Raw genomic sequence first — 20,613 nt, 5'->3', positions numbered from 1 at the left:
CGCTATCGGGGGCTTGCCCCCGATAGCGCCCGCCCAGCTTGCATCAATCCTGGTTGGGCAACTCAATCACAAACCGAGTAACCCCCGCCTCGGACTCACAAAAAATCCTCCCCCCATGCGCCCGCACAATCGACTGGGTAATCGCCAGCCCCAGCCCCGCGTGCTCGCTGCTGCCTTCATGCCGTGCCGGATCGGCCCGGTAGAACCGATCAAACAGCCTCGGCAGCACATTCGCCGGGATGCCTGCGCCGGTATTCTCCACGGTCAGTTTCGCACCCCGTTCATCTTCGCTCATGCGCACACGCACCTCGCCGCCTGCCGGGGTAAACCGCAGCGCGTTATCCAGCAAGTTCGACAAGGCCCGGCGCAACATGCCGCGATCTCCCGCTGTATGGGCAGTGCCTTCGCGCACCAGCGAGACCTGCGCGTCCTCCGCCAGCAACGCAAAAAACTCCAACAACGCCTCCACTTCATCAGCCAGTGCCAAAGGTTCGCGCTTGGGCACCAACAAACCATGATCCGCCTTGGCCAGGTACAGCATGTCGTTGACCAGTTGCGCCATCCATTGCAGCTCTTCGAGGTTGCTGTGCAGCGCCTCGCGGTAGTCCTCCAGCGGCCGCGGCTGGGTGAGGATGACCTGGGTCTGGGTCAGCAGGTTCGACAGCGGCGTGCGCAGTTCGTGGGCGATATCGGCAGAGAACGCCGACAGGCGCTGGAACGCATCGTCCAGTCGTCCCAGCATGGCGTTGAAGGCCTGGGCCAGCTCAGCCAGTTCCACCGGCATATGCTGCTGAGGCAGGCGTTGGGTGAGGGAGTGGGCCGACACACTGGCGGCCACTTCACCCATGCGCCGCAACGGCCGTAACCCGCTGCGTGCAGCCCAGGCGCCGAGGAGCGCGGTGGCCAGGGCGCAGAGTCCGACCGTGAGCCAGATCAAATGCTGCATGCGTTGCAAGAAATGTTGATGGTGAGTGATGTCGAGCATCAGGCTCAGTTGCGGTGAGTCGGCTTGGCCAGCGTTGAGGGGCGCGTTGTAGACGCGGTAGTCGGTGCCGGCGTTTTGCAGGTTATGCAGGCCAGGCGCGGAGGGCAGGGTGACGCTCGGCGCATCGTCCAGCCAGCGCTGGCCGGCGTAGGTAATGCGCAGTGCAAGGTCGGGCTGTCGGTTGAGCTCAGCGCGCAGTTGCGCCTCACGTTGGCTGAAACCTTGCAGCGAGTCTACGCCCTGCAAAGTGCTGCGCAACGCCACCAGTTTGCTGTCGAGTTGCTGCTGGTCCAACTCGATAAAGTGCGCCTCACTGGCTTGATTGAACAGCACCCCTGCAATCAGCGAGACCACCGCCGTGCAGGCGGCAAACAACAGCGCCAGGCGGCTGGCGAGGGACAGGTGCTTGATCAATTGCAACGTTCCTCCAGCACATAGCCCATGCCGCGCACGGTGTGGATCAGTTTAGTCGGGAAGCTGTCATCGACCTTGAGGCGCAGGCGGCGGATCGCCACTTCGATGATGTTGGTGTCGCTGTCGAAGTTCATGTCCCACACCTGGGAGGCGATCAGCGACTTGGGCAGCACTTCGCCCTGGCGGCGCAGCAGCAGTTCCAGCAGGGCGAACTCCTTGGCGGTCAGGTCGATGCGTTGGCCGTCCCGCTCGACCCGGCGTCGAATCAGGTCCAGACGCAGGTCGGCCAGTTGCAGGGCGGTTTCCTGCGGTGCGCTGCTGCCGCGCCGCAACAGGCTGCGCACCCGCGCGAGCAGTTCGGAGAAGGCAAACGGCTTGACCAGGTAATCATCGGCGCCCAGCTCAAGGCCATGCACGCGGTCTTCTACCGCGTCGCGGGCGGTGAGGAACAGCACCGGGATATCCAGGCCCGCGCTGCGCACGGCTTGCAGGATCTGCCAACCATCGCGGCCAGGCAGCATCACATCGAGGATCAGCAGGTCGTAGTCGCCAGTCAGCGCGAGGTGCTGGCCGCTGGTGCCGTCGGCCACCAGTTCGGTGGTAAATCCCGCCTCGGCCAAGCCCTGGCGCAGGTAATGGCCGGTTTTCGGTTGGTCTTCGACGATCAGCAGTTTCATGGGCAACTCTTGGCAGCGGGTGACGAGGGGCTTTATACCGTGGAGGCGAGGGCAAGGGCGCAACCTGACAAAGTTGTAATCTAGCAGTCAGCTGGCTGGCAGCGGCGTAATCTTAAAGTGCCGCGCAGGCTGGTTTTATATTTTTGGAGAACAAAGATGACGTTGCGTACACCCCTGTTGTTGGCGGGTTGCCTGTTGGCGTTGAGTTTCAATGCGATGGCGGATGCCGCCCATACCTACGCGTTTGGTCAACCCGCTGCGGCTGACAAGGCCACGCGCACCGTGGAAGTGACGCTGCAGGACATTGCCTTTGCGCCCAAGTCCCTGGATGTAAAAGCCGGTGAGACGGTGCGCTTCGTATTGGTCAACAAAGGCCAGTTGCTGCATGAGTTCAACCTCGGCGACGCGGCGATGCATGCGGCGCATCAGAAAGAAATGTTGCAGATGCAGGCCAGCGGCATGCTCACGTCCACCGGCATGGGCAAGATGGACCACAGTGCCATGGGCCATGGTGCGATGAAGCACGATGACCCGAACAGCGTGTTGGTGGAGCCCGGTAAAACCGCTGAGCTGACCTGGACGTTCAGCAAGGCCACCGGCCTGGAGTTCGCCTGCAACCTGCCCGGGCATTACCAGGCTGGCATGGTCGGAAAGCTTAACGTCGAATGACCGCAACGTGCAGTTGCCCGGCGAGCTTCAAGGCGGTATCTACGGAGGGTGTGGGTAGTGGTGCGGTTTTTGAGGCAGCGCAAAGGCTGGTAGACTGGCGCGGTTTATTTAGCCAGGTTTCCGCCATGCATCCCGCAGCCGAACATTCGCCGCTGGGCAAGTCCAGTGAATACATCAGCACCTACACGCCTTCATTGCTGTTCCCGATTCCGCGCGCCGCCAAGTGGGCCGAGCTGGGCCTGAGTGCCGCGACCCTGCCTTACAAGGGCGTGGACTTCTGGAACTGCTTTGAACTGTCCTGGTTATTGCCGTCGGGCAAGCCGGTGGTGGCCATCGGTGAATTCAGTATCCCGGCAGACTCGCCGAATATCATCGAATCCAAGTCCTTCAAGCTGTACCTCAACTCGCTGAACCAGACGGCCTTTGCCGATACCCAAAGCCTGGAAGCCACACTGTGCGCCGACCTGAGCGCCGCCGCCGGCAAGCCGGTGACCGTGCGCATCCGCCGTCTGGCCGAGATCGAGGCCGAAGGGGTGATGGCGTTGCCGGGTGTGTGCATTGACGACCTCGACATCAGTGTCAGCAACTACGAGCACCCGCGGCCGGAACTGCTGCGTTGCGATGACTCGCGGATCGTCGAGGAGAGCGTGCACAGTCATCTGCTCAAGTCCAACTGCCCGGTCACCAGCCAGCCGGACTGGGGTAGCGTGGTCGTGGAGTACCGTGGTCACGCGCTGGATCATGCCAGCCTGCTGGAGTATATCGTGAGCTTTCGCCAGCACTCGGACTTCCATGAGCAGTGTGTGGAGCGCATCTTCCTGGACTTGCAGCGCCTGCTGAAGCCGGAGAAATTGACGGTGTATGCGCGGTATGTGCGACGCGGCGGGTTGGATATCAACCCGTATCGCAGTACGGAGGATGTGCCGTTCCAGAATGTGCGCCTGGCTCGTCAGTAAGTAAATGTGGGAGGGTGCCCCCTCCCACATTTTAGTGTTGTCCTTGGCTTGGGTTCGGGTTAGATGCCCATATTGCCCAAGGTGATCATGATATTGCGCAGCGTCCCGGAAATCACCGGGTGCTCCTCATCGAACTCTATGGCCGCTTTATTCACATCGTCGGAAATGCTGGGTGTTTGAGTGGCAGGTTCCATCTCCAGCTGTACGTTGAACTTGGCGATCAGCTCTTCCAATGCTTGACGTTTCTCGGGGGGCAACTCGGGATGGTTCTCCAGTTGCTCACGCACAATATCGGCCTGCTGTTGTAATTTCTCGCGATCAGGCATGACGTTCTTCCTTTTATCGATAGGCACTGGCATAGACCGCGGCACGCCGAGAAAGGTCTATGGGCTGACCTGCAGATTAATCCACCGGCGCCGACTGTGCATGATCTCGATCAGGGCTTTTCGCCTTTGAGCTGGCGCAGGCTGATGTCCGCCAGGCAGGTGCCGAGTTCGCCGAGGTGGTCGATCACCGAATGTACGCCCAGCCCATACAGCGCCACGGTGGCTTTACCACGCTTGTGTTCCCGTTCCTTGTCGCTCAGCGCTTGCCATTGCGCGGGTGGCAGTCCGCATAGCGAGCCGCAGGAGGCGAGGCCGATGGTCCACAGCCCGGCGTTGAGCCCCGATTGCAGCAATCGCGGTTCGCCACTGACCAGTACGCAGCCTTCAAGGCGTTGAATGTTCAGTTCCATCAAGGCTTCCCAACAGGCATGGGGCGCGGGCCAGCGGATGGAAGAGGGAGAGGCGGCCTTGAGCCAACCAGGTAATACGGCGGCCAATGGTGTGGTCACCGAAGGCGGCAGCTCATCCAGCCAGGCGCAGGGGACACCTTGCTCCTTGAGGCTGCGCAGGATTTTCAGGGCGCCGGGCGTGGCTTGGGAGTCCTGGGAGGGTGAATCGGTACGCGCCTGGGAACCAAAGTCCACCAGGCAACCACTCAGGCCAAACAGAACAGCAGTCAAGGCGGGTGCGCTGGCGATGGCTATCTCGGCGTGAGGCATGTCGACATCCCTGAAATAGCTGTGACGCTATCGGGGTCGGATGACAAGCCGATGACAGGGAGGTTAATTGTAGGAATTTTGTCCATTTTCTGTGTGTCGTTTCCTGACGACTGCCTAAATGGACGCTTCCGTCATATACTGACGGCCTCATTCAGGGCATAGCGCCCATGACAGACCATTCAAGGAGCAAAAGCTATGCGCTGGAGCCATTACTTCGCTCAGCTGTCGGTGTGTGCCACCGTCATGCTGGCCCCGTTCGCTGCCCAGGCTGCGACGGAAGATGATCCATGGGAAAGCGTCAACCGCCCGATCTTTACCTTCAACGACACCGTTGATACCTATGCCCTCAAGCCTTTGGCCCAGGGGTATGAGTGGATCACGCCGCAATTTGTCGAAGACGGTATCCACAACTTCTTCCGCAATATCGGCGATGTCGGCAACCTGGCCAACAATGTGCTGCAACTCAAGCCGCATAACGCAGGCGTTGATACGGCGCGTTTGCTGGTCAACACCACCTTCGGCGTGCTCGGCTTCATTGATGTCGGCACCAAAATGGGGCTGCAACGCAGCGATGAAGACTTCGGTCAGACCCTGGGTTACTGGGGCGTGGGCAGCGGTCCCTACGTGATGCTGCCTTTGCTGGGCCCGAGCACACTGCGTGATGCACCGTCCAAATACGTCGACAGCTACACTCAACCGTATCGCTACATGAACGATATCGGCTGGCGCAACAGCACCATGGGCCTGAACATTGTCGATACCCGTGCCAGCTTGCTCGACAGTGAGAAGCTGATCACCGGCGACAAGTACACCTTCATCCGTAACGCCTACCTGCAGAACCGCGAGTTCAAGGTCAAGGATGGCAAGGTCGTCGACGACTTCTAAGCCGTGATGTTTTGAAATGAAAAAAAGGCGACGCTTGGCGGTCGCCTTTTTTATGCGCGGGTTTCAGCGCATTTTCAGGATCTTGAGGCCTAGGTGCTGGTTTTGGCCCTCGTTCTTGGCCCATACCACTTGGGTATCTGCTTCCAGGCCGGCAAGGGCTGCATGCTCCGAATCGATGCGTACGGTCAGTTTATCGCCCACGATGAACTGGCGGGGTGCCTGCACCTGCATCCCAGAGCTGGAAAGGTCCACGCAAACCCCGGCAATCTCCTGCCCGGCGTGGATTAAAGACACCTCGGCATCCACTCGCATGCGGATGAAATCGCGTTTCTCGGCGTAGTCGCGCTCGCGTTCGCTCATGAGTTCCATCCTTACTTTGTGTTGTGGTCGTGGCTGTTCTTATAACTCCCGGTGATTTGCGATGTAAAGACGCCCGGCGACCATCGGCATGAGCTTGAAACACCTGGCGGATGGGAGTACCGTCTGCGCCTTAGAAGGGCACCTCTGCTTTACAGTTGTGCGTGGGCAATACGCCTATGCTTTGTAGGACAGAGAGGCTAGAAAGCGAATCCAGTAGCGTGATCCCGGCCATTGCCGAGTCGCCTACGCCAACCTACTTCTGGCGCCGTTTGCCCACATGCAAAAAACCAGTGCCACGCTGCTGATAATCGATGACGACGAAGTAGTGCGCGCGAGCCTCGCGGCCTATTTGGAAGACAGTGGCTTCAGCGTCCTGCAGGCCAGCAATGGCCAACAGGGTCTCCAGGTATTCGAGCGCGACCAGCCCGACCTCGTGATCTGCGATCTGCGCATGCCCCAGATGGGCGGCTTGGAGCTGATTCGCCAGGTGACCGAGATTGCCCCGCAGACGCCGGTGATTGTCGTGTCCGGCGCCGGCGTGATGAACGATGCTGTCGAGGCTTTGCGCCTGGGGGCGGCCGACTACCTGATCAAACCCCTGGAAGACCTGGCGGTGCTGGAGCACTCGGTGCGCCGCGCGTTGGATCGTGCACGTTTGCTGGTCGAGAACCAGCGTTACCGCGAAAAGCTCGAAACCGCCAACCGCGAACTCGAAGCCAGCCTCAACCTGCTCCAGGAAGACCAGAACGCCGGTCGCCAGGTGCAGATGAACATGCTGCCGGTCAGCCCCTGGACCATCGACGAGTTCAAGTTTGCGCACCAGATCATCCCCTCGCTGTACCTGTCGGGTGATTTTGTCGACTATTTCCGTGTGGATGAGCGACGTGTGGCGTTTTACCTGGCCGACGTTTCGGGCCACGGCGCGTCTTCTGCTTTTGTCACCGTGTTGTTGAAGTTCATGACCACGCGGCTGTTGTTTGAATCCAAGCGCAATGGCACCTTGCCGGAGTTCACCCCGTCCGAGGTGCTGGGCCACATCAACCGAGGCCTGATCAGCTGCAAGCTGGGCAAGCACGTGACGATGGTCGGCGGCGTTATCGATGAAGAAACCGGTCTTTTGACCTACAGTATTGGCGGTCACCTGCCGATGCCTGTTTTATACACTCCCGACAGTGTGCGTTACCTGGAAGGGCGTGGTCTGCCCGTCGGCTTGTTCAATGAAGCCACCTACGAAGACCACATCCTGGAACTGCCGCCGACCTTCAGCCTGACGCTGATGTCCGACGGCATCCTGGACCTTCTTCCAGAGCCTACACTCAAAGAGAAAGAAGCCGCCTTGCCCCAACGGGTCAAGGCAGCGGGCGGCAGCCTGGATGGCCTGCGGCAGGTTTTTGGATTGGCCACGCTAGGGGAGATGCCGGATGATATCGCCCTATTGGTGTTGAGCAGGAATCTTTGATGAGTACCGGAAGAATCCAATTCGCTGAGCAAGACGGGACCTTCGTCCTGAAATTTGTCGGTGAAGTGCGCCTGACCTTGTGTTCGGCGCTGGATGCGACGATTGAGCGGATCTTCACTGCGCTGAATTTCTCGGCGATCGTGATCGATCTGACCGAAACCCGCAGCATCGACAGCACCACCCTTGGCCTGCTGGCCAAGTTGTCCATTCTGTCTCGGCAGAAGGTCGGCCTCTTGCCGACGGTCGTCACCACCCACGAAGACATCACCCGGCTGCTGCAATCCATGGGCTTCGACCAGGTGTTCAACATCGTTGATCGCCCGATCCCGTGCCCGGAATGCCTGACCGACCTGCCTTCCCAGGACCAGTCCGAGGAAGTCGTGCGGGTGAAGGTGCTGGAAGCGCACAAAATCCTGATGGGCCTCAACGAGTCCAATCGCGAAGCGTTCCACGACCTTGTGAATGCCCTGGAACGTCACTGATCCCAATTCAAACGCTATCAAACAGTGACAGGGGGCTTGCCCCCGATGGCGGAGTGTCAGTTACAAATAAGTTGACTGACCCCCTGCTATCGCGAGCCCCCTCCCACATTTAGTTTGCGACTGGCTTGAGACTGGCGCACAAAAAAAGGGCGGTACCCCCAAAGGTACCGCCCTTTTTGCCGCTATCCGCCTTTACAGCTTGGCCGACAACAACGCCTCCAGCTTCTCCTGGTCCCGCGCGAACTGACGAATCCCCTCCGCCAGCTTCTCAGTCGCCATCGCATCCTCGTTGGATTCCCAGCGGAACTGCGCTTCAGTCATATGCACCCGCGCTTCACCGGCATGCCCTGGCGACAACTTGCGTTCCAGCTTGCCTTCATCCGCCGCCAGCTTTTCCAGCAGGTCCGGGCTGATGGTCAGGCGGTCACACCCGGCCAGCTCTTCAATCTGGCTCAGATTACGGAAGCTCGCACCCATCACCACGGTCTTGTAGCCATTGGCCTTGTAGTAGTTGTAGATGCGCGTCACCGACTGCACGCCCGGATCATCGGAACCGGTGTAGTCGTTGCCATTGGCCTTCTTGTACCAATCGTAAATACGGCCCACGAACGGCGAAATCAGGAATACCCCAGCCTCGGCACACGCCACGGCCTGGGCAAAGGAGAACAGCAGCGTCAGGTTGGTCTGGATGCCTTCTTTTTCCAGCTTCTCCGCCGCGCGGATGCCTTCCCAGGTGGAAGCGATCTTGATCAGCACGCGGTCACGGCCAACGCCGGCTTTGTCGTACAGGTCGATCAGACGGTGCGCACGCTTGAGAATCGCGCCTTCGTCGAAGGACAAGCGCGCATCCACCTCAGTGGAAATACGGCCCGGAACCACTTTCAGAATCTCTTGACCTACCGCCACTGCGAAACGGTCACTGGCCAGGCCCACATCACCGTTGCAATCTTGCACACACTCATCGAGCAGCTTGGCATAGCCCGGAATCGACGCAGCCTTGAGCAGAAGGGAAGGGTTGGTAGTCGCATCCTGCGGCTTGAGCTTGGCGAGGGTAGAAAAATCGCCGGTATCGGCTACGACAGTGGTGAATTGCTTGAGTTGTTCCAGCTTGGAAGTCATGGGCGTGCTCTGTCCTATGGGTCTGATGACATTACCCGAGCGCCGACAGGTGCTCAAGGGCGCAAATGCGTTCGATCGTTTGCGAGGGCAACAACCTGAAAACAGCCGGTTGAATGCTCGGCCATACTGCTCAATAGGAGGGCAAAACTGACCGCAGGTTCAACCCAACTGCCATGTGGGCAACGCGGTCCCGTGATGCACACTGTTAAAAATGTGGAAGGGGGCTTGTCCCTGATAGCACTGTATCAGTCGGTCCATACCCACTGACCCGCTGCAAGCCAACCAATCAACGCCCTTCCAACAAAGCCCCAGCCTGATCCAGCAAGGCCAACGGATCCGCAGCCTTATGAATATCCACCGACAACAACTGCCTGAACTTGCGCGCCCCAGGGAACCCGGTACCGAGCCCCAGCACATGCCGCGTAATATGATGCATCGTCCCGCCACCGGCCAAATGCTCAGCAATATAAGGCCTCAATTGCGCCAGCGCCTCAGCCCGGCTGATCACCGGCGCCTCACTGCCAAACAACTGCTGATCCACCTCCGCCAGCAGATACGGGTTGTGATAAGCCTCCCGGCCCAGCATCACCCCATCAAACGTCTGCAAATGCTCATGGCACTGCTCCAACGTCTTGATGCCCCCGTTGAGCACAATCTCCAACTCCGGGAAGTCCTGCTTCAACTGCGCCGCCACGTCATAGCGCAACGGCGGAATGTCCCGATTCTCCTTCGGCGACAACCCTTCCAGAATTGCAATCCGCGCATGCACCGTGAAACTGGTGCAACCCGCATCCTTCACCGTCCCGACGAAATCACACAGCTCGGCATAACTGTCCCGCCCGTTGATCCCGATACGGTGCTTCACCGTCACCGGAATCGACACCGCGTCACGCATCGCCTTCACACAATCGGCCACCAGAGCAGGGTGAGCCATCAGGATCGCGCCGATCATGTTGTTCTGAACGCGGTCGCTTGGGCAGCCGACGTTCAGGTTCACTTCGTCGTAACCAGCGGCTTCGGCCATGCGGGCGCAGGCGGCAAGATCAGCCGGGACACTGCCGCCTAGCTGAAGCGCCAGCGGGTGCTCGGCTTCGTTGTGGCGCAGGAAGCGGTCGTGGTCGCCGTGGAGGATCGCGCCGGTGGTGACCATCTCGGTGTAGAGCAGGGCGTGCTTGGAGAGTAGGCGGAGGAAGAACCGGCAGTGGCGGTCCGTCCAATCCATCATCGGAGCCACACTAAATCGACGTGACGGCTCTGAGCGGGAATGGCTAGCGTTTACTGGTGGTACGGCTTTTTCGGAATTCATTAATACTGATCTTTTATACAGCGGTTTTTACCCGTTTTTCCTTGTTTTCTAAAGTCGGTTGCTACATTGTAGCGATCGAATTCAGCAATGTAGCAACTGGAAATGGGCACGATCACAGCACGTAAGCGCAAGGACAACTCGACAGCCTACACGGCGCAGATACGGATCAATCGGGATGGCAAAACAGTTTATCAGGAAAGCCAAACCTTCGACCGTAAGCAGGTCGCCCAGGCCTGGATCAAGCGACGGGAGACCGAGCTGGCCCAGCCAGGTGCTATTGAGCGGGCGAATCGGAAAGGGGTGACGATCAAGAAGATGATCGAGCAGTACCTGGATGAGTACGAGAAGATCCGGCCGTTGGGGAAGACCAAGAGTGCGACGTTGAGCGCGATCAAGGAGACCTGGCTAGGTGAGTTGGACGATGCAGCGCTTAACAGCCAGAAGTTGGTGGAGTACGCGCAGTGGCGGATGAGCGAGGAAGGCGGCTGTGTGCAGGCGCAGACGGTTGGTAATGATCTGTCGCACCTGGGCGCTGTGTTGTCTGTGGCACGGCCTGCGTGGGGGTATGAAGTCGATTCTCATGCCATGCCTGACGCTCGCAAGGTCTTGCGCAAGCTTGGCATGGTCAGCAAGAGCAAGGAGCGTAATCGTCGGCCCACGCTCGATGAGCTGGACAAGCTCATGGGGCATTTTTTCGAGATGCAGCAGCGCCGGCCGGACTCTATACACATGCCGAAGATGATCGCCTTTGCGCTTTTCTCTACACGCCGGCAGGAGGAGATCACTCGTATCCGGTGGGAGGATCTCGATTGTGCTCGGCAGGCGGTCTTGGTGCGGGATATGAAGAATCCGGGGCAGAAAATCGGTAATGATGTGTGGTGTCACTTGCCGGACGAAGCTTGGGCGATACTGCATACGATGCCCAGGGTTGAGCGAGAAATTTTTCCTTATAACGCCAAATCGATATCGGCATCTTTCACGCGGGCATGTCCGATGCTGGGGATTGAAGACCTCCACTTTCATGATTTACGCCATGAAGGGGTCAGTAGGCTGTTTGAGATGGACTGGGATATACCGAGGGTGTCGAGTGTTTCAGGTCACCGGGATTGGAATTCGTTGCGTCGGTATACCCATCTGCGAGGAAGAGGAGATGCTTATGAAAAATGGGAGTGGAAAGACAAATTGATTCAGGTGAGTAGGCTAGGCGATCTCGGCCCCAATGACGAGGTGTGATTGCATATTGAGATCATGCCATAAAAAGGGTAGGTTGCCGATCCATGCTGATCATCTAATAGACGTTGAAGGATTGGGTTGTGAAAGGAATCAAGCCGTTTTTAGTGTTGCGATATTCATTGATCGAAAATAAACAAGGCGCCCTTGTGCCCCAGCCTTTACCGGTACCCAAGGGTGCAGTTGTTGTGTCAGCTCTTCAGGATGATGGTCGAGAGTTTGTAAAAAACAAAGTTCGTTATAGCTTTGTTGGGTTTTCTTATGTCGAACCTATGGGGGATGAGTTTCCCCGAGGCAGGTTTTTGGTGGGGAAAACTGCCAAGCATAAGATTACGAAAGTGGGAGATAAAATTCCCGGCGACATAGTTCCTCATGATGCAGATGATTGGGTTCCCGTAATCACCGTAGTCGATATTGTTGATCAATATATTTTTGTGCAACACGACTGGCGATTTGGTACGGAAGAGCAGATTGCGAACGCTATACATACAGGGCTTAAAGATCCTGTACTTGATGAATTTAATTATTCAATTTTTATTGAGCCAAAAACTATTAAAGGTGAGTTTTGGAATGTGATCAATTCTCATAAGAAGGTTTATGAAATTGAATTGGAGCTTATATCTCCAAATATTCTGGAAACCAATATCAAGGCTCGTGATGCTTTGAAGGCAATGAAGGAGCTTTTTGGTCAGGATGAAGTCAAAATAACCCTGATCAATGAGTACGGTGATCTGAAAGTTCCCCCGTCGCCAATTGAAGACTATGTGGATTATATTGAGGAGGGGGAGGGTAAGTGGAGTGTCACAACAGAGGATGATCACCATGGAAAGAAAGTTCATAAAAGTATATCTGCTATAGTTAAAATTGATTTGAATGTTCCCTCGGATGATGTGTTAGTCAATGAGGGGCAGCTGGAGCTGGAAACTGGACAGCCTGCACCTGGTCGTTTGGATAATGATGCTCGGATGGTGGCTGATGTTTATTCTGCTATAGGTGAGTTATTGAGGCGTTAGTATGCTCCGCCTGTTCTTCGTTTTTGTTACGTCGTTCGGTCTTTCTTTCCTGTCGCTGTGGGGGACGGCGGGAGAGGTGAGCCCGCTTTTTAGCAATATAAATGCTGTGTTGTTTGTCCTGTGTACGCTTTTTGGGGCTCTGTCGCTAGCCTTTTTCAATTATGTTGAAGGTGTCATGAAAGACGTTCCGAAGAAATTGAAATTGAAAAGTCCGAAAGTTTACTTGGTGGTTGTAGACGCTTTGACAGAGTTAAAGCGTGAGGTGATTCTTAATGTCATTGTGGTAGTGATGTTGCTCGTTTTGGCCTATGTCTTAGGTGAGTTGGCTGAAATGGCATTTATGCAGCGGCTGGCTTGCGCTGAGTTCTGGGCGTGGGGTGCGTTATCTGTTCGTGGTGCTTGTTTGTTAACTGTTCTTGTTGTGATGTTTGTTCAGGCAGCAGGGTTTGTGACTGCTAATAAGCTGCGAGCAGAGGTATCCATGTATGGTGAGTAATAGGGGGGAAGCAAGGCTGAATTAGCCTCGCTTCAATTGTTAAGCCGCTCTGCCCATCAGTTGATTTTGTTCCTTTGCCGCTTTTTCTCGTTGTCGATCAATATAGTCTGCTAAATCTTTGAGGTGAATTCCTAGTGCTGCCTTTTGGGTGTCTGCACCCAGCCTCACTACGGGGATATCTATTTCCCCATCTAGACGTTTGCGCTTAAATTTTTCTACGGTTAAGTGCATGTAGTCGGCGCAGACTCGATCTAATGAAATAACGGCTTGCCCCTCATACTGGGCCATCAGTAAAAAAAGCGTATTCATGCGACCTCCTTGAACAGTTCGCTTTCATATTGGTCGCTGTTCACCCTTACCAGTGCCATCATCGGCCACGGCGACACGGAGTTCCCTACCATCAATACCTGAGTCTTGTTGCTGAACTTGCGGCCATCGTGCCCACGGTCGATCACGTAGTTGTCTGGGAATCCTTGGGCACGGTAGAGCTCGCGAGGGGTGAGCATGCGCATGCCAATGTCGACGATCACGTATGGAGTGCCCTTAATCGTCACTGTGACGAGTGCTAGGCGGTCCCGTGTAGTGATGGTCGCAGCCGGGTCACGCAGGTCGTAGGTGTTGTCGCTGCCGTAGTAGCCCATCAGAAAGGCAGCAACACGCATGGCGCCGGCCTCGACCTCTGGCGCGAGCTTGTACTCGACCAGGGCGTGGTGCTCGGCACCGGCAGTAATTGTCGGTACTAGTTCATCCATGCCCCGGCCGATGCAATTCCTGCGGAGCGTCGATAGGTGTGCGGTGACTATCTGTTGCTGGCTGCCCGTAGTGGTAATTGCCGTCAGCGGTTTCGCGGGGTGGTGCCCTGGCGTTTCGTTGTACCCGCCGTTGTGCTGGGCGACGTAGGCCACGGCGAGTGCGAAGTGCCCGCCCTTGACGCCGCTGCAGATGGTTCGCAAAGGATCATCACCCGGCATATTGCGCTGGCTTCTGCCATTGGCATGTTCCGCGATGAAGGGCGCGAGCTGGGGCGTGACAAGTGCAAATCCCTGCGCGGCGGTGATGGTCTTCGCGGGATCTTCTACGGATTGGCAGCGCGCCAGGTCGTTGCCGCTGTGGTTAACACTGACAATGAATGGGTTCTTGTGCTCAAGGACGTAGCGCTTGGCGCCTTTGCGTAGGCGCTCCATGGTGTTGTTCACCAGCGGTCGTTTGACCCCTGCAGCACGGCCTTCTTCCTTGGAGAGGAAAATGCTCGGGCATGGGATCGACCAATCGATGCAACTGGCGGCAGTTCGGTAGGCTGACTGTCCCTTGGCTGGGTTCTTGAAGTGTGTCGGTTCCGGCCAGCGCAGTGGCTGGCCGTCACGCCGTGCAATAAGGAACAAGCGCTCGCGGGTGGTTGCTGCGCCAAAGTCGCAGGCCTTGAGTTTGCCGTACATCAGGTCATAACCCATGGACCGCAAAATGCTTTCAAAGCGGCGCCAGGTTCGTCCTTTGCACTTAGGGTCGGGTACCAGGTACTGATCTTGTACTGGCACACGCTCGCCGGCAGCGGCGACGGTCAGGTCGCGGCGGACCACACGGCCCGTTTTGCTGCAACGCTTCGCGATCAGTGGGCCCCACTGGAGGATCTGCACGACATTTTCCATGGTGATCATACGGGGGCTGGCTTGGCCACCCCACTTCAGGATGACCCACGATTGCGAACGGCTGGTGGTGCTGCGCGCCTGGCCGCCGGCAGCCAGGCTGTGGTGCGTGCATTCAGGGCTGGCATGCAGGTGGGCAACTGGACGACCACGAGTCGCCAGGCGCGGGCACACGTCGTAGACATCGGTGATGTAGTGTTCTGCGCTTGGGTGGTTGCGCTTGTGCATGCTGATGGCGTCGGGGTTGTGGTTGATGGCGATGTCGACCGGTATGCCAGTTCCCATCTCCTGGCCCATGGTTGCGCCGCCGCCACCAGCGAAGAGGTCGACGCGGATCTCGCCGGCGAAGTCGAGCCCGAACTGGGTTTTGACGGCTGATGTAATTGGGGTTGGATTGAAGGAAGTCATACCCGTTGCTCCCTGGCATGCAACGGATCCGCGCCGATGAACACTTCTTCCGGTGCCTCCGGCCATTCCTCGCGGATGGTGTCGAATTCGCCTTCGTTCCAGATTCGAAGGAACGTCATACCTTCTTCTGCTGAGAGAGCAAACTGGATTGCTGCTACTGATGCGTCGCTATCACTATTGAGAGCTGACTGATTGAATGCACCACAAGGCGGGTGTGTGTAGAGCGGGAGTTTGTATTTTGACACTGCGCCAGAGCGGACCACGGCGTGTCGATCTGTACCGCCTTGTAGGTACTCAAGATCCTTCAGGGCGATATGGCATATCGGCTGCGCATCAACTTGAGTCTCTGTGTGAACTCCATTGCTATCGGTAAGACGGAAACCTGCTGCATGGATTCTCTCCGCCATCTTACGGCCCACGCCGTTGATGTTCATTAGTACTGTGAGATCGGCGATATACCCCACGGCAGGCTGCGCGAGCGGGCGTACCTGAGCGTTTAGCGTTGCAACAGCGAGCGCTGCCCCGCGCAGCTTTTCGTGGGGTATAAGTGCCTCGGCAGTGGCGCTGATAGGAGCAATAATGCCTGCTGCTGCGCAGCAGAGACTGTTTGTTTCTAGCGTGTCGACGCCTTCAGTAGCGCGGAGCAAAGCGGGCATGGCATTGGTGTTGTCCAGGTGGTTCTTCATGCCGCTTTCCTCCGGTGTTCGATAGCGAGTTGGTCCATCAGGCGCTGGTGATAGGTGAGTCGAGCTTCTGCTGCAGGCCATGGGCGGATGGTTTCGGCCATGGGTTCGATGCCGACCAAGCAATTCCAGATAGCCGGATCGGTTGGCATGAGGTCGCGGCGCTCTGTCGCCAGTGCAATCAGGTCGGCCTTGTAGATGCAGGCGGGGAGTTCTGGAGCGATGTCGAACCGCTCGCAAATGCGCCACCAGATGCAATCCTCGAAGTGCTGGTAGGCGCTAATCCACTGCTTGAGTGGCCGCGTCATGTCGCCCACGTACGCCTCGGCGGCGTCGTGCAGCAAGGCCGCGAGTTTGTGTTCTTCCGGCACCAGCTCGGCGACGATGCAGCTGTGCTGGGCCACGCTGTAGAACTCGCGGGTATGGCCGTTGAAGCGGCACAGATGGGCCAGCGAGTGCGAGATGTCCCGTGGGTCGATCATGTCGGCGTCAGGTTCGAACAGGTCGAAGCGCTTGCCGGTAGAGGTGAGGATCCAGTTCATGCGGCTTCCCTCACGAGATCGGCGAGCAGCAGGGCGTTGTCGGTTGCCTTGTGCAATTGGCGCAGAGCCTCGTAGCCGATCAGAGCTTTCAACTGCCGGTCGAGCTCTTTGTTGTAGCGGGTCAGGGCTCGCAGTTCGTTGGTGGTTTTGGCGTGTTGCTGCTGCAGTGTGCCGGCGGCTTGAGGGGTTAGGCGCAGCATGGGGATGGCGCGGCTCATGCTGCATCCCCCTTCAGCTCGAAGTGATCCATTAGCGCAGCCATGTCTAGCGCCTGGTCACGTAGGGCAAGTGCCTGCGTTGCTTGGCTTTCGGATCTAACGGCGCGGAAGGTGTCAGCGGCGAGCTTCAGTTTCTCGGCGATGGCGAGAAGGGTGTAGCGGTCTTGTGGCTCCCTACTCAACAAAAGCTCAGTGCGTCGGCATTGGTCTGACATTTTTTGGAGAGAGGTTGCGTATGCCGCTGAAGCTTCGTCCCGCCCCATGGTGTATCCGTAAGAGTGCCCTTCGCCGTAGCCATCCTCTCGGCCATCGGCCAGCCCGCCGCGGTATCCGACCCAATAAAGAGTCGCGGCGGCGATAACGATACTGATCAATGCGCAGATTTGAATTGCAGTCATGTGGTGTGCTCCTGGTGGTGTTGGCTGGTGGTGGCAGCCGTCTGAGTTACTTGTCTTGCTCGCATGAATCGTTTTGCTGTCGCGGCATATCCTCGTCCGCCTTGTAGGCGCGGATGTCGATCAGTGCTGCGACATGCTTTATGTGGGCATACCGCAACGCCTTGACGCTGTGATCGAGGGTCGTTACCGGCAGTTGAATACGCCCGCTGTTGATCGCCTCAGTGAAGGTTTTTTCGTTGAGGTTCTTGAAGTAATGCACGCGCAGCTTTTCCAGTGGGATAAGCACGTCGCCGAAGAGTTGGTGAAGCATCTCGACGGTCGTGCTATCCGGTGCGGGTTGCAGTCGTAGCGGTGTTTGACTGATGTTGCTCATGGGCAGCGGCCTCCTTGCGTTTGAGTCGTGAAGGGTGGTTCCAGGCATTTAGGCAATGGCGTTTGGTCAGCTCCCGCAGATGCTCCGGCACTTCGAGGAGCGCAGCGTTGCGCTCCTCGCGTGTGCCCATGGCGACGATCTGTCGGGCGTACTCCCTAGGCCACGTCACGGTTATCTGCCGGGACGGCTGGCAGTTCGAGGCCGAGCTGATTCGCCAGCCAGGGCATGCCTGCTTGTCGGACCTTGGTTGACTGGCTGTACTGCATGCCGGCTTTGTCGTGGTACCAGTTGCTGTCCTTGACCCGCAGGTAATCGCGATCACGGAGGGGGAAGGCCGGTAAGTTGCTGTCGTTGAGCAAGCCCTTTTCACGCATGAGCGCGATCAGCTTGGGGCGGGTGAGACCGAAGTACTTGGCGGCTTTTTCCAGGCTACGTTCCATCGCGGCCTCCTAGGCTGCGTGCGCGGCGGGAGTCGCCACGGCAGCCAGGTGGGTGATGGACTCGGCCACCATGGAGTAGATCTCCACGTCACTCCCATACACCGTGAAGCACTTGGTGCGTGGCTTTCTGACGCCGATGCTCATGATGGTGGTGATGCCAGCGCGGGTTTTGTTGCGGTGAATTGCCAGGTTGATCGGTTGCTCGAAGCCCATGTCGAGGCTGAGGGCGCCGCCGGTTTGCACTAGGTTGAAGACCTGTTGCCTGTGGCCGGTCGCGAACACGCCATAGCTGCGTTCTGCATGCGGCAGAGACGACGGATCGGCAGAGGTGGTTGGCCCGTTGACGATCTCCTCAATGAAGTCCGCAAGCTTGAGGTGCATCTTCTTGGTATTGGTCAGGGTCAGCGTGTGGCGTTCACTACCCAGCTCAACGGTGAAGTGCGTGTCGACTTTGCGGCGCTCGACGTTCAGGCGAAAGGCCAGAGCCTCACGCTGTGTTTCGGCGCGCAGCAGGTGGTTGAAGGTTTGGGTCAGGCTGACCTGGGCCTTGAGCAAGGTCAGGGTGCGGTTGTCGAGTTGGTACTTTTTCATGCCGCATGCCCTCCGCCGTTTGGATCGAAGGGGGCGGGTGCGTAGCGCTGTTTCAGCTTGGGTTTGGATGCGATGAAGGCGCAACCGCAGTCTTGTGCCAGGCGGCGGATTTCGAAGATGCGGGAGGGGTTAGCAGCGGCCGGGTGGACGTGCAGGGTGGCTGTGGTGTGCATAGTGTTGCCTCGCTCTGTGGTGAAAGAGTGAGAGCAATATCAACCGTTGGTTTATTTTTGTCAACAACCATTGGTTGATATTTGTCGGTTCTGTTGAGTTTAAAGCGAAATCGAATTAGCATCATATTGACATCACATTTCTACTCTGCGCGCTTTAAAGAGTTTCGATAAAGCTTTCTAATTAAAATAACCTATACTGGTCCTCAATCGATGAAGCACTTGCCGTTACTTTTTTCAAAATATCTTTGGCTAGGAGTTATCCTGCTTCTGATCGCAATTATTTTTAATAAGTATTTTGGACAGGCAGGCTTTTTGCCTTATGTTGTGATACAGCTTATCCAAAGTGTTGCGGTCGCAATTATTGTTGCTTCGATTTTTACTTATACAATGGGTACCGCTGAATTTGTTGATAAAATAAAAGATCTGCTAGAGGATGTGGTTGTAAGCAGGCGCTTTCTTGGAAATTTAAGTTCCAAAGATAAAGAGGAGGCCCTGCATGCGATACTTAAGGCGAGTGACGCGGAAAGTAAAATATACTCCAATATTACAAGGTTCTATTCCCATCATGTAAGTAAAACTCTTGAAATTAGGGAGAAGTGTGTAAGGAGTAATTACACGATAACGGCTAGGGCTTTTTATGACAATAGTAAAAAGTTAGTTGCCGTTAGTGGTATTTATTCATACAGGCTCTTTCCAGGTGCTACGGGATATCAGCCGATCAAGGTTGGGTTTGATGAAGGTGATATTCACTCCCGCATAGAGAGAGTGATCGTACACAAACCAAACGGCGAAAGGCGAGTATTCGAGGCAATTGAGCTTTTTCCACAGGAAAACGTAGGGGCACACGACAGGTTGGGATCGGTAGCTACTGAGGAAATAGGAAAAGGTCAAGATCATTTAGATATCGAAATTCATGTGCTTGAGTACGGTCTAGATCATTGGTTTATGTTTACATTCAAGGCGTTGCAGCCTACCGATGGGTTTAGATTGAACCTTATTTGCACTAACGGGCTTGAAGTTAGAAAGCACTGTGTTTTTGATGATGGAAACGCTTATCACGTTGACTCGGATAGCCCGCAAGAGCTTAACATCGCATGCCATCAATGGATCAAGGAAGGAGTCGGTGTATCTATCTTAATATCAATCCCTCACTCTTTCGATGGTAAGGGGGTGTCTTCAGAGGAACAGTTAGTTGCGTCGGAAATAAGCATGCCGCTCAGAGCTGTTCAATAATACTGTAGTCACTCTGGTATGAATGAGCCCACTACTTTTCCACAGATGTGGGTTTCTTCGGTTATTTCGATTATCGGATATTGAGGGTTTATAGGCTTGAGAAACTGACGTCCAGTATCTTCAACAAGAACTTTGAAGGTAGCCTCATTCGTTCTTGGTACCCTTGCTATCACTCGGTCTCCTGGTCGTGTTTCCGCTTCAGGATCAACAAAAATAATACAGCCTGTTGGGTAGCTTCGGCCCGGCCCTGGATTCGTCATGGAATCGCCTTGAACCTTCAATGCGTAACCTTGATTACTTATAGATACGGGACACGAGAGCCAACTGTCAGCTTCGTAGTATTCGAAGTTTGATGGGGTTTCACACCAAGCGCCTGCTTGGACCCAAGAAATTAACGGTACTTTTCCAAATTTTTGAGCTATCTCTCTTATATTGCTATCTTCTTTACTTTCTAAGACAACCGACTTGTGAGTGTCGCTTAAGTTTTTAGGTTTTACTCCGTACTCCAACCACTCTCGCCTAATTTGCAACCATGAGCATAGCTCAACCATGCTGTCTGCTTCAGCGATGGCATCGCCATTCAGCCATTTGCTGATTGCTTGTGGGCTCTTGTTAACACCAGCACTCCTCAAATGCTTATGAATATCCACGCCACGTCCCCGGGTGCGTACACCGGCATCGTCGAGTGCTTCGTGAAGGCGCGCCGTGAAAGCTGCCCGTAGTTCGTTCTTATCAACCATGAGTTGATACTCTCACAGGGGTTGCGCAATAGTCAGTTGATGTTAATATCAACCGCGAGTTGATAAATGGAGGTT

26 protein-coding genes are annotated in these 20,613 nt (G+C 56.3%); 9 read left to right on the top strand and 17 right to left on the bottom strand.

Features of this window, described 5'->3' with window-relative positions:
• Positions 1–43 precede the first annotated feature (43 nt).
• Both AOA60_RS30430 and AOA60_RS30425 read right to left on the bottom strand, forming a co-directional pair.
• Complete coding sequence (locus AOA60_RS30430; protein WP_099587570.1) at positions 44–1,399, bottom strand: heavy metal sensor histidine kinase; 1,356 nt, start codon at positions 1,397–1,399, stop codon at positions 44–46.
• The gene (locus tag AOA60_RS30425) at positions 1,396–2,076 is read right to left on the bottom strand and encodes a heavy metal response regulator transcription factor (protein ID WP_099587418.1); all 681 of its coding nucleotides are present in this window, start codon (positions 2,074–2,076) and stop codon (positions 1,396–1,398) included. Before AOA60_RS30425 ends, AOA60_RS30430 begins: the two co-directional genes overlap by 4 nt.
• A gap of 156 nt (positions 2,077–2,232) precedes the next feature.
• On the opposite strand from AOA60_RS30425, the gene AOA60_RS30420 reads away from it, so the two are divergent.
• Entirely contained in the window at positions 2,233–2,745 is a 513-nt protein-coding gene (locus AOA60_RS30420) for a plastocyanin/azurin family copper-binding protein (protein ID WP_099587417.1), read from the top strand.
• A gap of 125 nt (positions 2,746–2,870) precedes the next feature.
• A complete protein-coding gene (gene queF / locus AOA60_RS30415) occupies positions 2,871–3,701 on the top strand; it encodes an NADPH-dependent 7-cyano-7-deazaguanine reductase QueF (RefSeq protein WP_099587416.1) in 831 nt (276 codons plus the stop codon).
• A 59-nt stretch (positions 3,702–3,760) separates the two neighbouring features.
• Here queF and AOA60_RS30410 read toward each other — a convergent pair whose 3' ends face one another.
• Both AOA60_RS30410 and AOA60_RS30405 read right to left on the bottom strand, forming a co-directional pair.
• Complete coding sequence (locus tag AOA60_RS30410; protein WP_099587415.1) at positions 3,761–4,027, bottom strand: DUF4404 family protein; 267 nt, start codon at positions 4,025–4,027, stop codon at positions 3,761–3,763.
• 110 nt (positions 4,028–4,137) lie between these two features.
• Entirely contained in the window at positions 4,138–4,746 is a 609-nt protein-coding gene (locus AOA60_RS30405; protein WP_099587414.1) for a phosphatase, read from the bottom strand.
• A 195-nt stretch (positions 4,747–4,941) separates the two neighbouring features.
• On the opposite strand from AOA60_RS30405, the gene AOA60_RS30400 reads away from it, so the two are divergent.
• Positions 4,942–5,631 (top strand): VacJ family lipoprotein, encoded by a 690-nt coding sequence (locus tag AOA60_RS30400; RefSeq protein WP_099587413.1) that lies wholly within the window; start codon positions 4,942–4,944, stop codon positions 5,629–5,631.
• 63 nt (positions 5,632–5,694) lie between these two features.
• Here AOA60_RS30400 and AOA60_RS30395 read toward each other — a convergent pair whose 3' ends face one another.
• The gene (locus AOA60_RS30395) at positions 5,695–5,991 is read right to left on the bottom strand and encodes a PilZ domain-containing protein (protein ID WP_099587412.1); all 297 of its coding nucleotides are present in this window, start codon (positions 5,989–5,991) and stop codon (positions 5,695–5,697) included.
• Between the two features lie 277 nt (positions 5,992–6,268).
• Between AOA60_RS30395 and rssB the strand changes: the two genes are divergently transcribed.
• Together rssB and rssC are read left to right on the top strand one after the other, a co-directional pair.
• Entirely contained in the window at positions 6,269–7,450 is a 1,182-nt protein-coding gene (gene rssB, locus AOA60_RS30390) for a two-component system response regulator RssB (protein ID WP_099587411.1), read from the top strand.
• Positions 7,450–7,932: an anti-sigma factor antagonist RssC gene (gene rssC, locus AOA60_RS30385; RefSeq protein WP_003172602.1), complete on the top strand. Its 483-nt coding sequence runs from the start codon at positions 7,450–7,452 to the stop codon at positions 7,930–7,932. Before rssB ends, rssC begins: the two co-directional genes overlap by 1 nt.
• A gap of 192 nt (positions 7,933–8,124) precedes the next feature.
• Here rssC and tal read toward each other — a convergent pair whose 3' ends face one another.
• Positions 8,125–9,051 carry a transaldolase gene (gene tal / locus AOA60_RS30380; protein WP_099587410.1) on the bottom strand — a complete coding sequence of 309 codons (927 nt, stop codon included), beginning with the start codon at positions 9,049–9,051 and terminating at the stop codon, positions 8,125–8,127.
• A 286-nt stretch (positions 9,052–9,337) separates the two neighbouring features.
• Positions 9,338–10,357, bottom strand: a complete 1,020-nt coding sequence (gene dusA / locus AOA60_RS30375) for a tRNA dihydrouridine(20/20a) synthase DusA (protein ID WP_099587409.1) — start codon at positions 10,355–10,357, stop codon at positions 9,338–9,340.
• Between the two features lie 102 nt (positions 10,358–10,459).
• On the opposite strand from dusA, the gene AOA60_RS30370 reads away from it, so the two are divergent.
• The 3 genes from AOA60_RS30370 to AOA60_RS30360 all read left to right on the top strand — a co-directional run bounded on the left by AOA60_RS30370 (position 10,460) and on the right by AOA60_RS30360 (position 13,096).
• Complete coding sequence (locus tag AOA60_RS30370) at positions 10,460–11,590, top strand: site-specific integrase (RefSeq protein WP_099587408.1); 1,131 nt, start codon at positions 10,460–10,462, stop codon at positions 11,588–11,590.
• 80 nt (positions 11,591–11,670) lie between these two features.
• The gene (locus AOA60_RS30365) at positions 11,671–12,600 is read left to right on the top strand and encodes a hypothetical protein (RefSeq protein WP_099587407.1); all 930 of its coding nucleotides are present in this window, start codon (positions 11,671–11,673) and stop codon (positions 12,598–12,600) included.
• Between the two features lies 1 nt (position 12,601).
• Positions 12,602–13,096: a hypothetical protein gene (locus AOA60_RS30360; protein ID WP_099587406.1), complete on the top strand. Its 495-nt coding sequence runs from the start codon at positions 12,602–12,604 to the stop codon at positions 13,094–13,096.
• Between the two features lie 39 nt (positions 13,097–13,135).
• Here AOA60_RS30360 and AOA60_RS30355 read toward each other — a convergent pair whose 3' ends face one another.
• The 9 genes from AOA60_RS30355 to AOA60_RS30310 all read right to left on the bottom strand — a co-directional run bounded on the left by AOA60_RS30355 (position 13,136) and on the right by AOA60_RS30310 (position 18,392).
• On the bottom strand, positions 13,136–13,405 hold the full coding sequence (locus AOA60_RS30355; protein WP_093527508.1) for a pyocin activator PrtN family protein: 270 nt from the start codon (positions 13,403–13,405) through the stop codon (positions 13,136–13,138).
• Entirely contained in the window at positions 13,402–15,147 is a 1,746-nt protein-coding gene (locus AOA60_RS30350; protein ID WP_099587405.1) for a DNA cytosine methyltransferase, read from the bottom strand. Before AOA60_RS30350 ends, AOA60_RS30355 begins: the two co-directional genes overlap by 4 nt.
• On the bottom strand, positions 15,144–15,833 hold the full coding sequence (locus tag AOA60_RS34105; RefSeq protein WP_256592908.1) for a hypothetical protein: 690 nt from the start codon (positions 15,831–15,833) through the stop codon (positions 15,144–15,146). The genes AOA60_RS30350 and AOA60_RS34105 overlap by 4 nt, the downstream gene beginning before the upstream one ends.
• Positions 15,830–16,372: a phosphohydrolase gene (locus tag AOA60_RS30340; RefSeq protein ID WP_099587404.1), complete on the bottom strand. Its 543-nt coding sequence runs from the start codon at positions 16,370–16,372 to the stop codon at positions 15,830–15,832. The genes AOA60_RS34105 and AOA60_RS30340 overlap by 4 nt, the downstream gene beginning before the upstream one ends.
• Positions 16,369–16,590: a hypothetical protein gene (locus AOA60_RS30335; RefSeq protein ID WP_044286771.1), complete on the bottom strand. Its 222-nt coding sequence runs from the start codon at positions 16,588–16,590 to the stop codon at positions 16,369–16,371. Before AOA60_RS30335 ends, AOA60_RS30340 begins: the two co-directional genes overlap by 4 nt.
• Entirely contained in the window at positions 16,587–16,988 is a 402-nt protein-coding gene (locus AOA60_RS30330; protein WP_099587403.1) for a hypothetical protein, read from the bottom strand. Before AOA60_RS30330 ends, AOA60_RS30335 begins: the two co-directional genes overlap by 4 nt.
• 46 nt (positions 16,989–17,034) lie before the next feature.
• Positions 17,035–17,361 carry a pyocin activator PrtN family protein gene (locus tag AOA60_RS30325; RefSeq protein WP_099587402.1) on the bottom strand — a complete coding sequence of 109 codons (327 nt, stop codon included), beginning with the start codon at positions 17,359–17,361 and terminating at the stop codon, positions 17,035–17,037.
• A gap of 155 nt (positions 17,362–17,516) precedes the next feature.
• Entirely contained in the window at positions 17,517–17,801 is a 285-nt protein-coding gene (locus AOA60_RS30315; protein WP_099587401.1) for a phage antirepressor KilAC domain-containing protein, read from the bottom strand.
• Between the two features lie 9 nt (positions 17,802–17,810).
• Positions 17,811–18,392 carry a hypothetical protein gene (locus tag AOA60_RS30310; RefSeq protein ID WP_044286775.1) on the bottom strand — a complete coding sequence of 194 codons (582 nt, stop codon included), beginning with the start codon at positions 18,390–18,392 and terminating at the stop codon, positions 17,811–17,813.
• A gap of 383 nt (positions 18,393–18,775) precedes the next feature.
• Here AOA60_RS30310 and AOA60_RS30305 point away from each other — a divergent pair, with 383 nt between their 5' ends.
• Positions 18,776–19,798, top strand: coding sequence for a hypothetical protein (locus tag AOA60_RS30305; protein WP_044286776.1), 1,023 nt, complete (start codon positions 18,776–18,778; stop codon positions 19,796–19,798).
• A gap of 8 nt (positions 19,799–19,806) precedes the next feature.
• Here AOA60_RS30305 and AOA60_RS30300 read toward each other — a convergent pair whose 3' ends face one another.
• The gene (locus tag AOA60_RS30300; protein ID WP_044286778.1) at positions 19,807–20,538 is read right to left on the bottom strand and encodes a LexA family transcriptional regulator; all 732 of its coding nucleotides are present in this window, start codon (positions 20,536–20,538) and stop codon (positions 19,807–19,809) included.
• Positions 20,539–20,613: the final 75 nt, after the last annotated feature.

The organism is Pseudomonas sp. 2822-17, assembly GCF_002742485.1.
Taxonomy (GTDB): domain Bacteria; phylum Pseudomonadota; class Gammaproteobacteria; order Pseudomonadales; family Pseudomonadaceae; genus Aquipseudomonas; species Aquipseudomonas cyclaminis.
The sequence above is the reverse complement of the archived record's forward strand: the minus strand, read 5'-3'. Positions and strand labels throughout refer to the sequence as shown.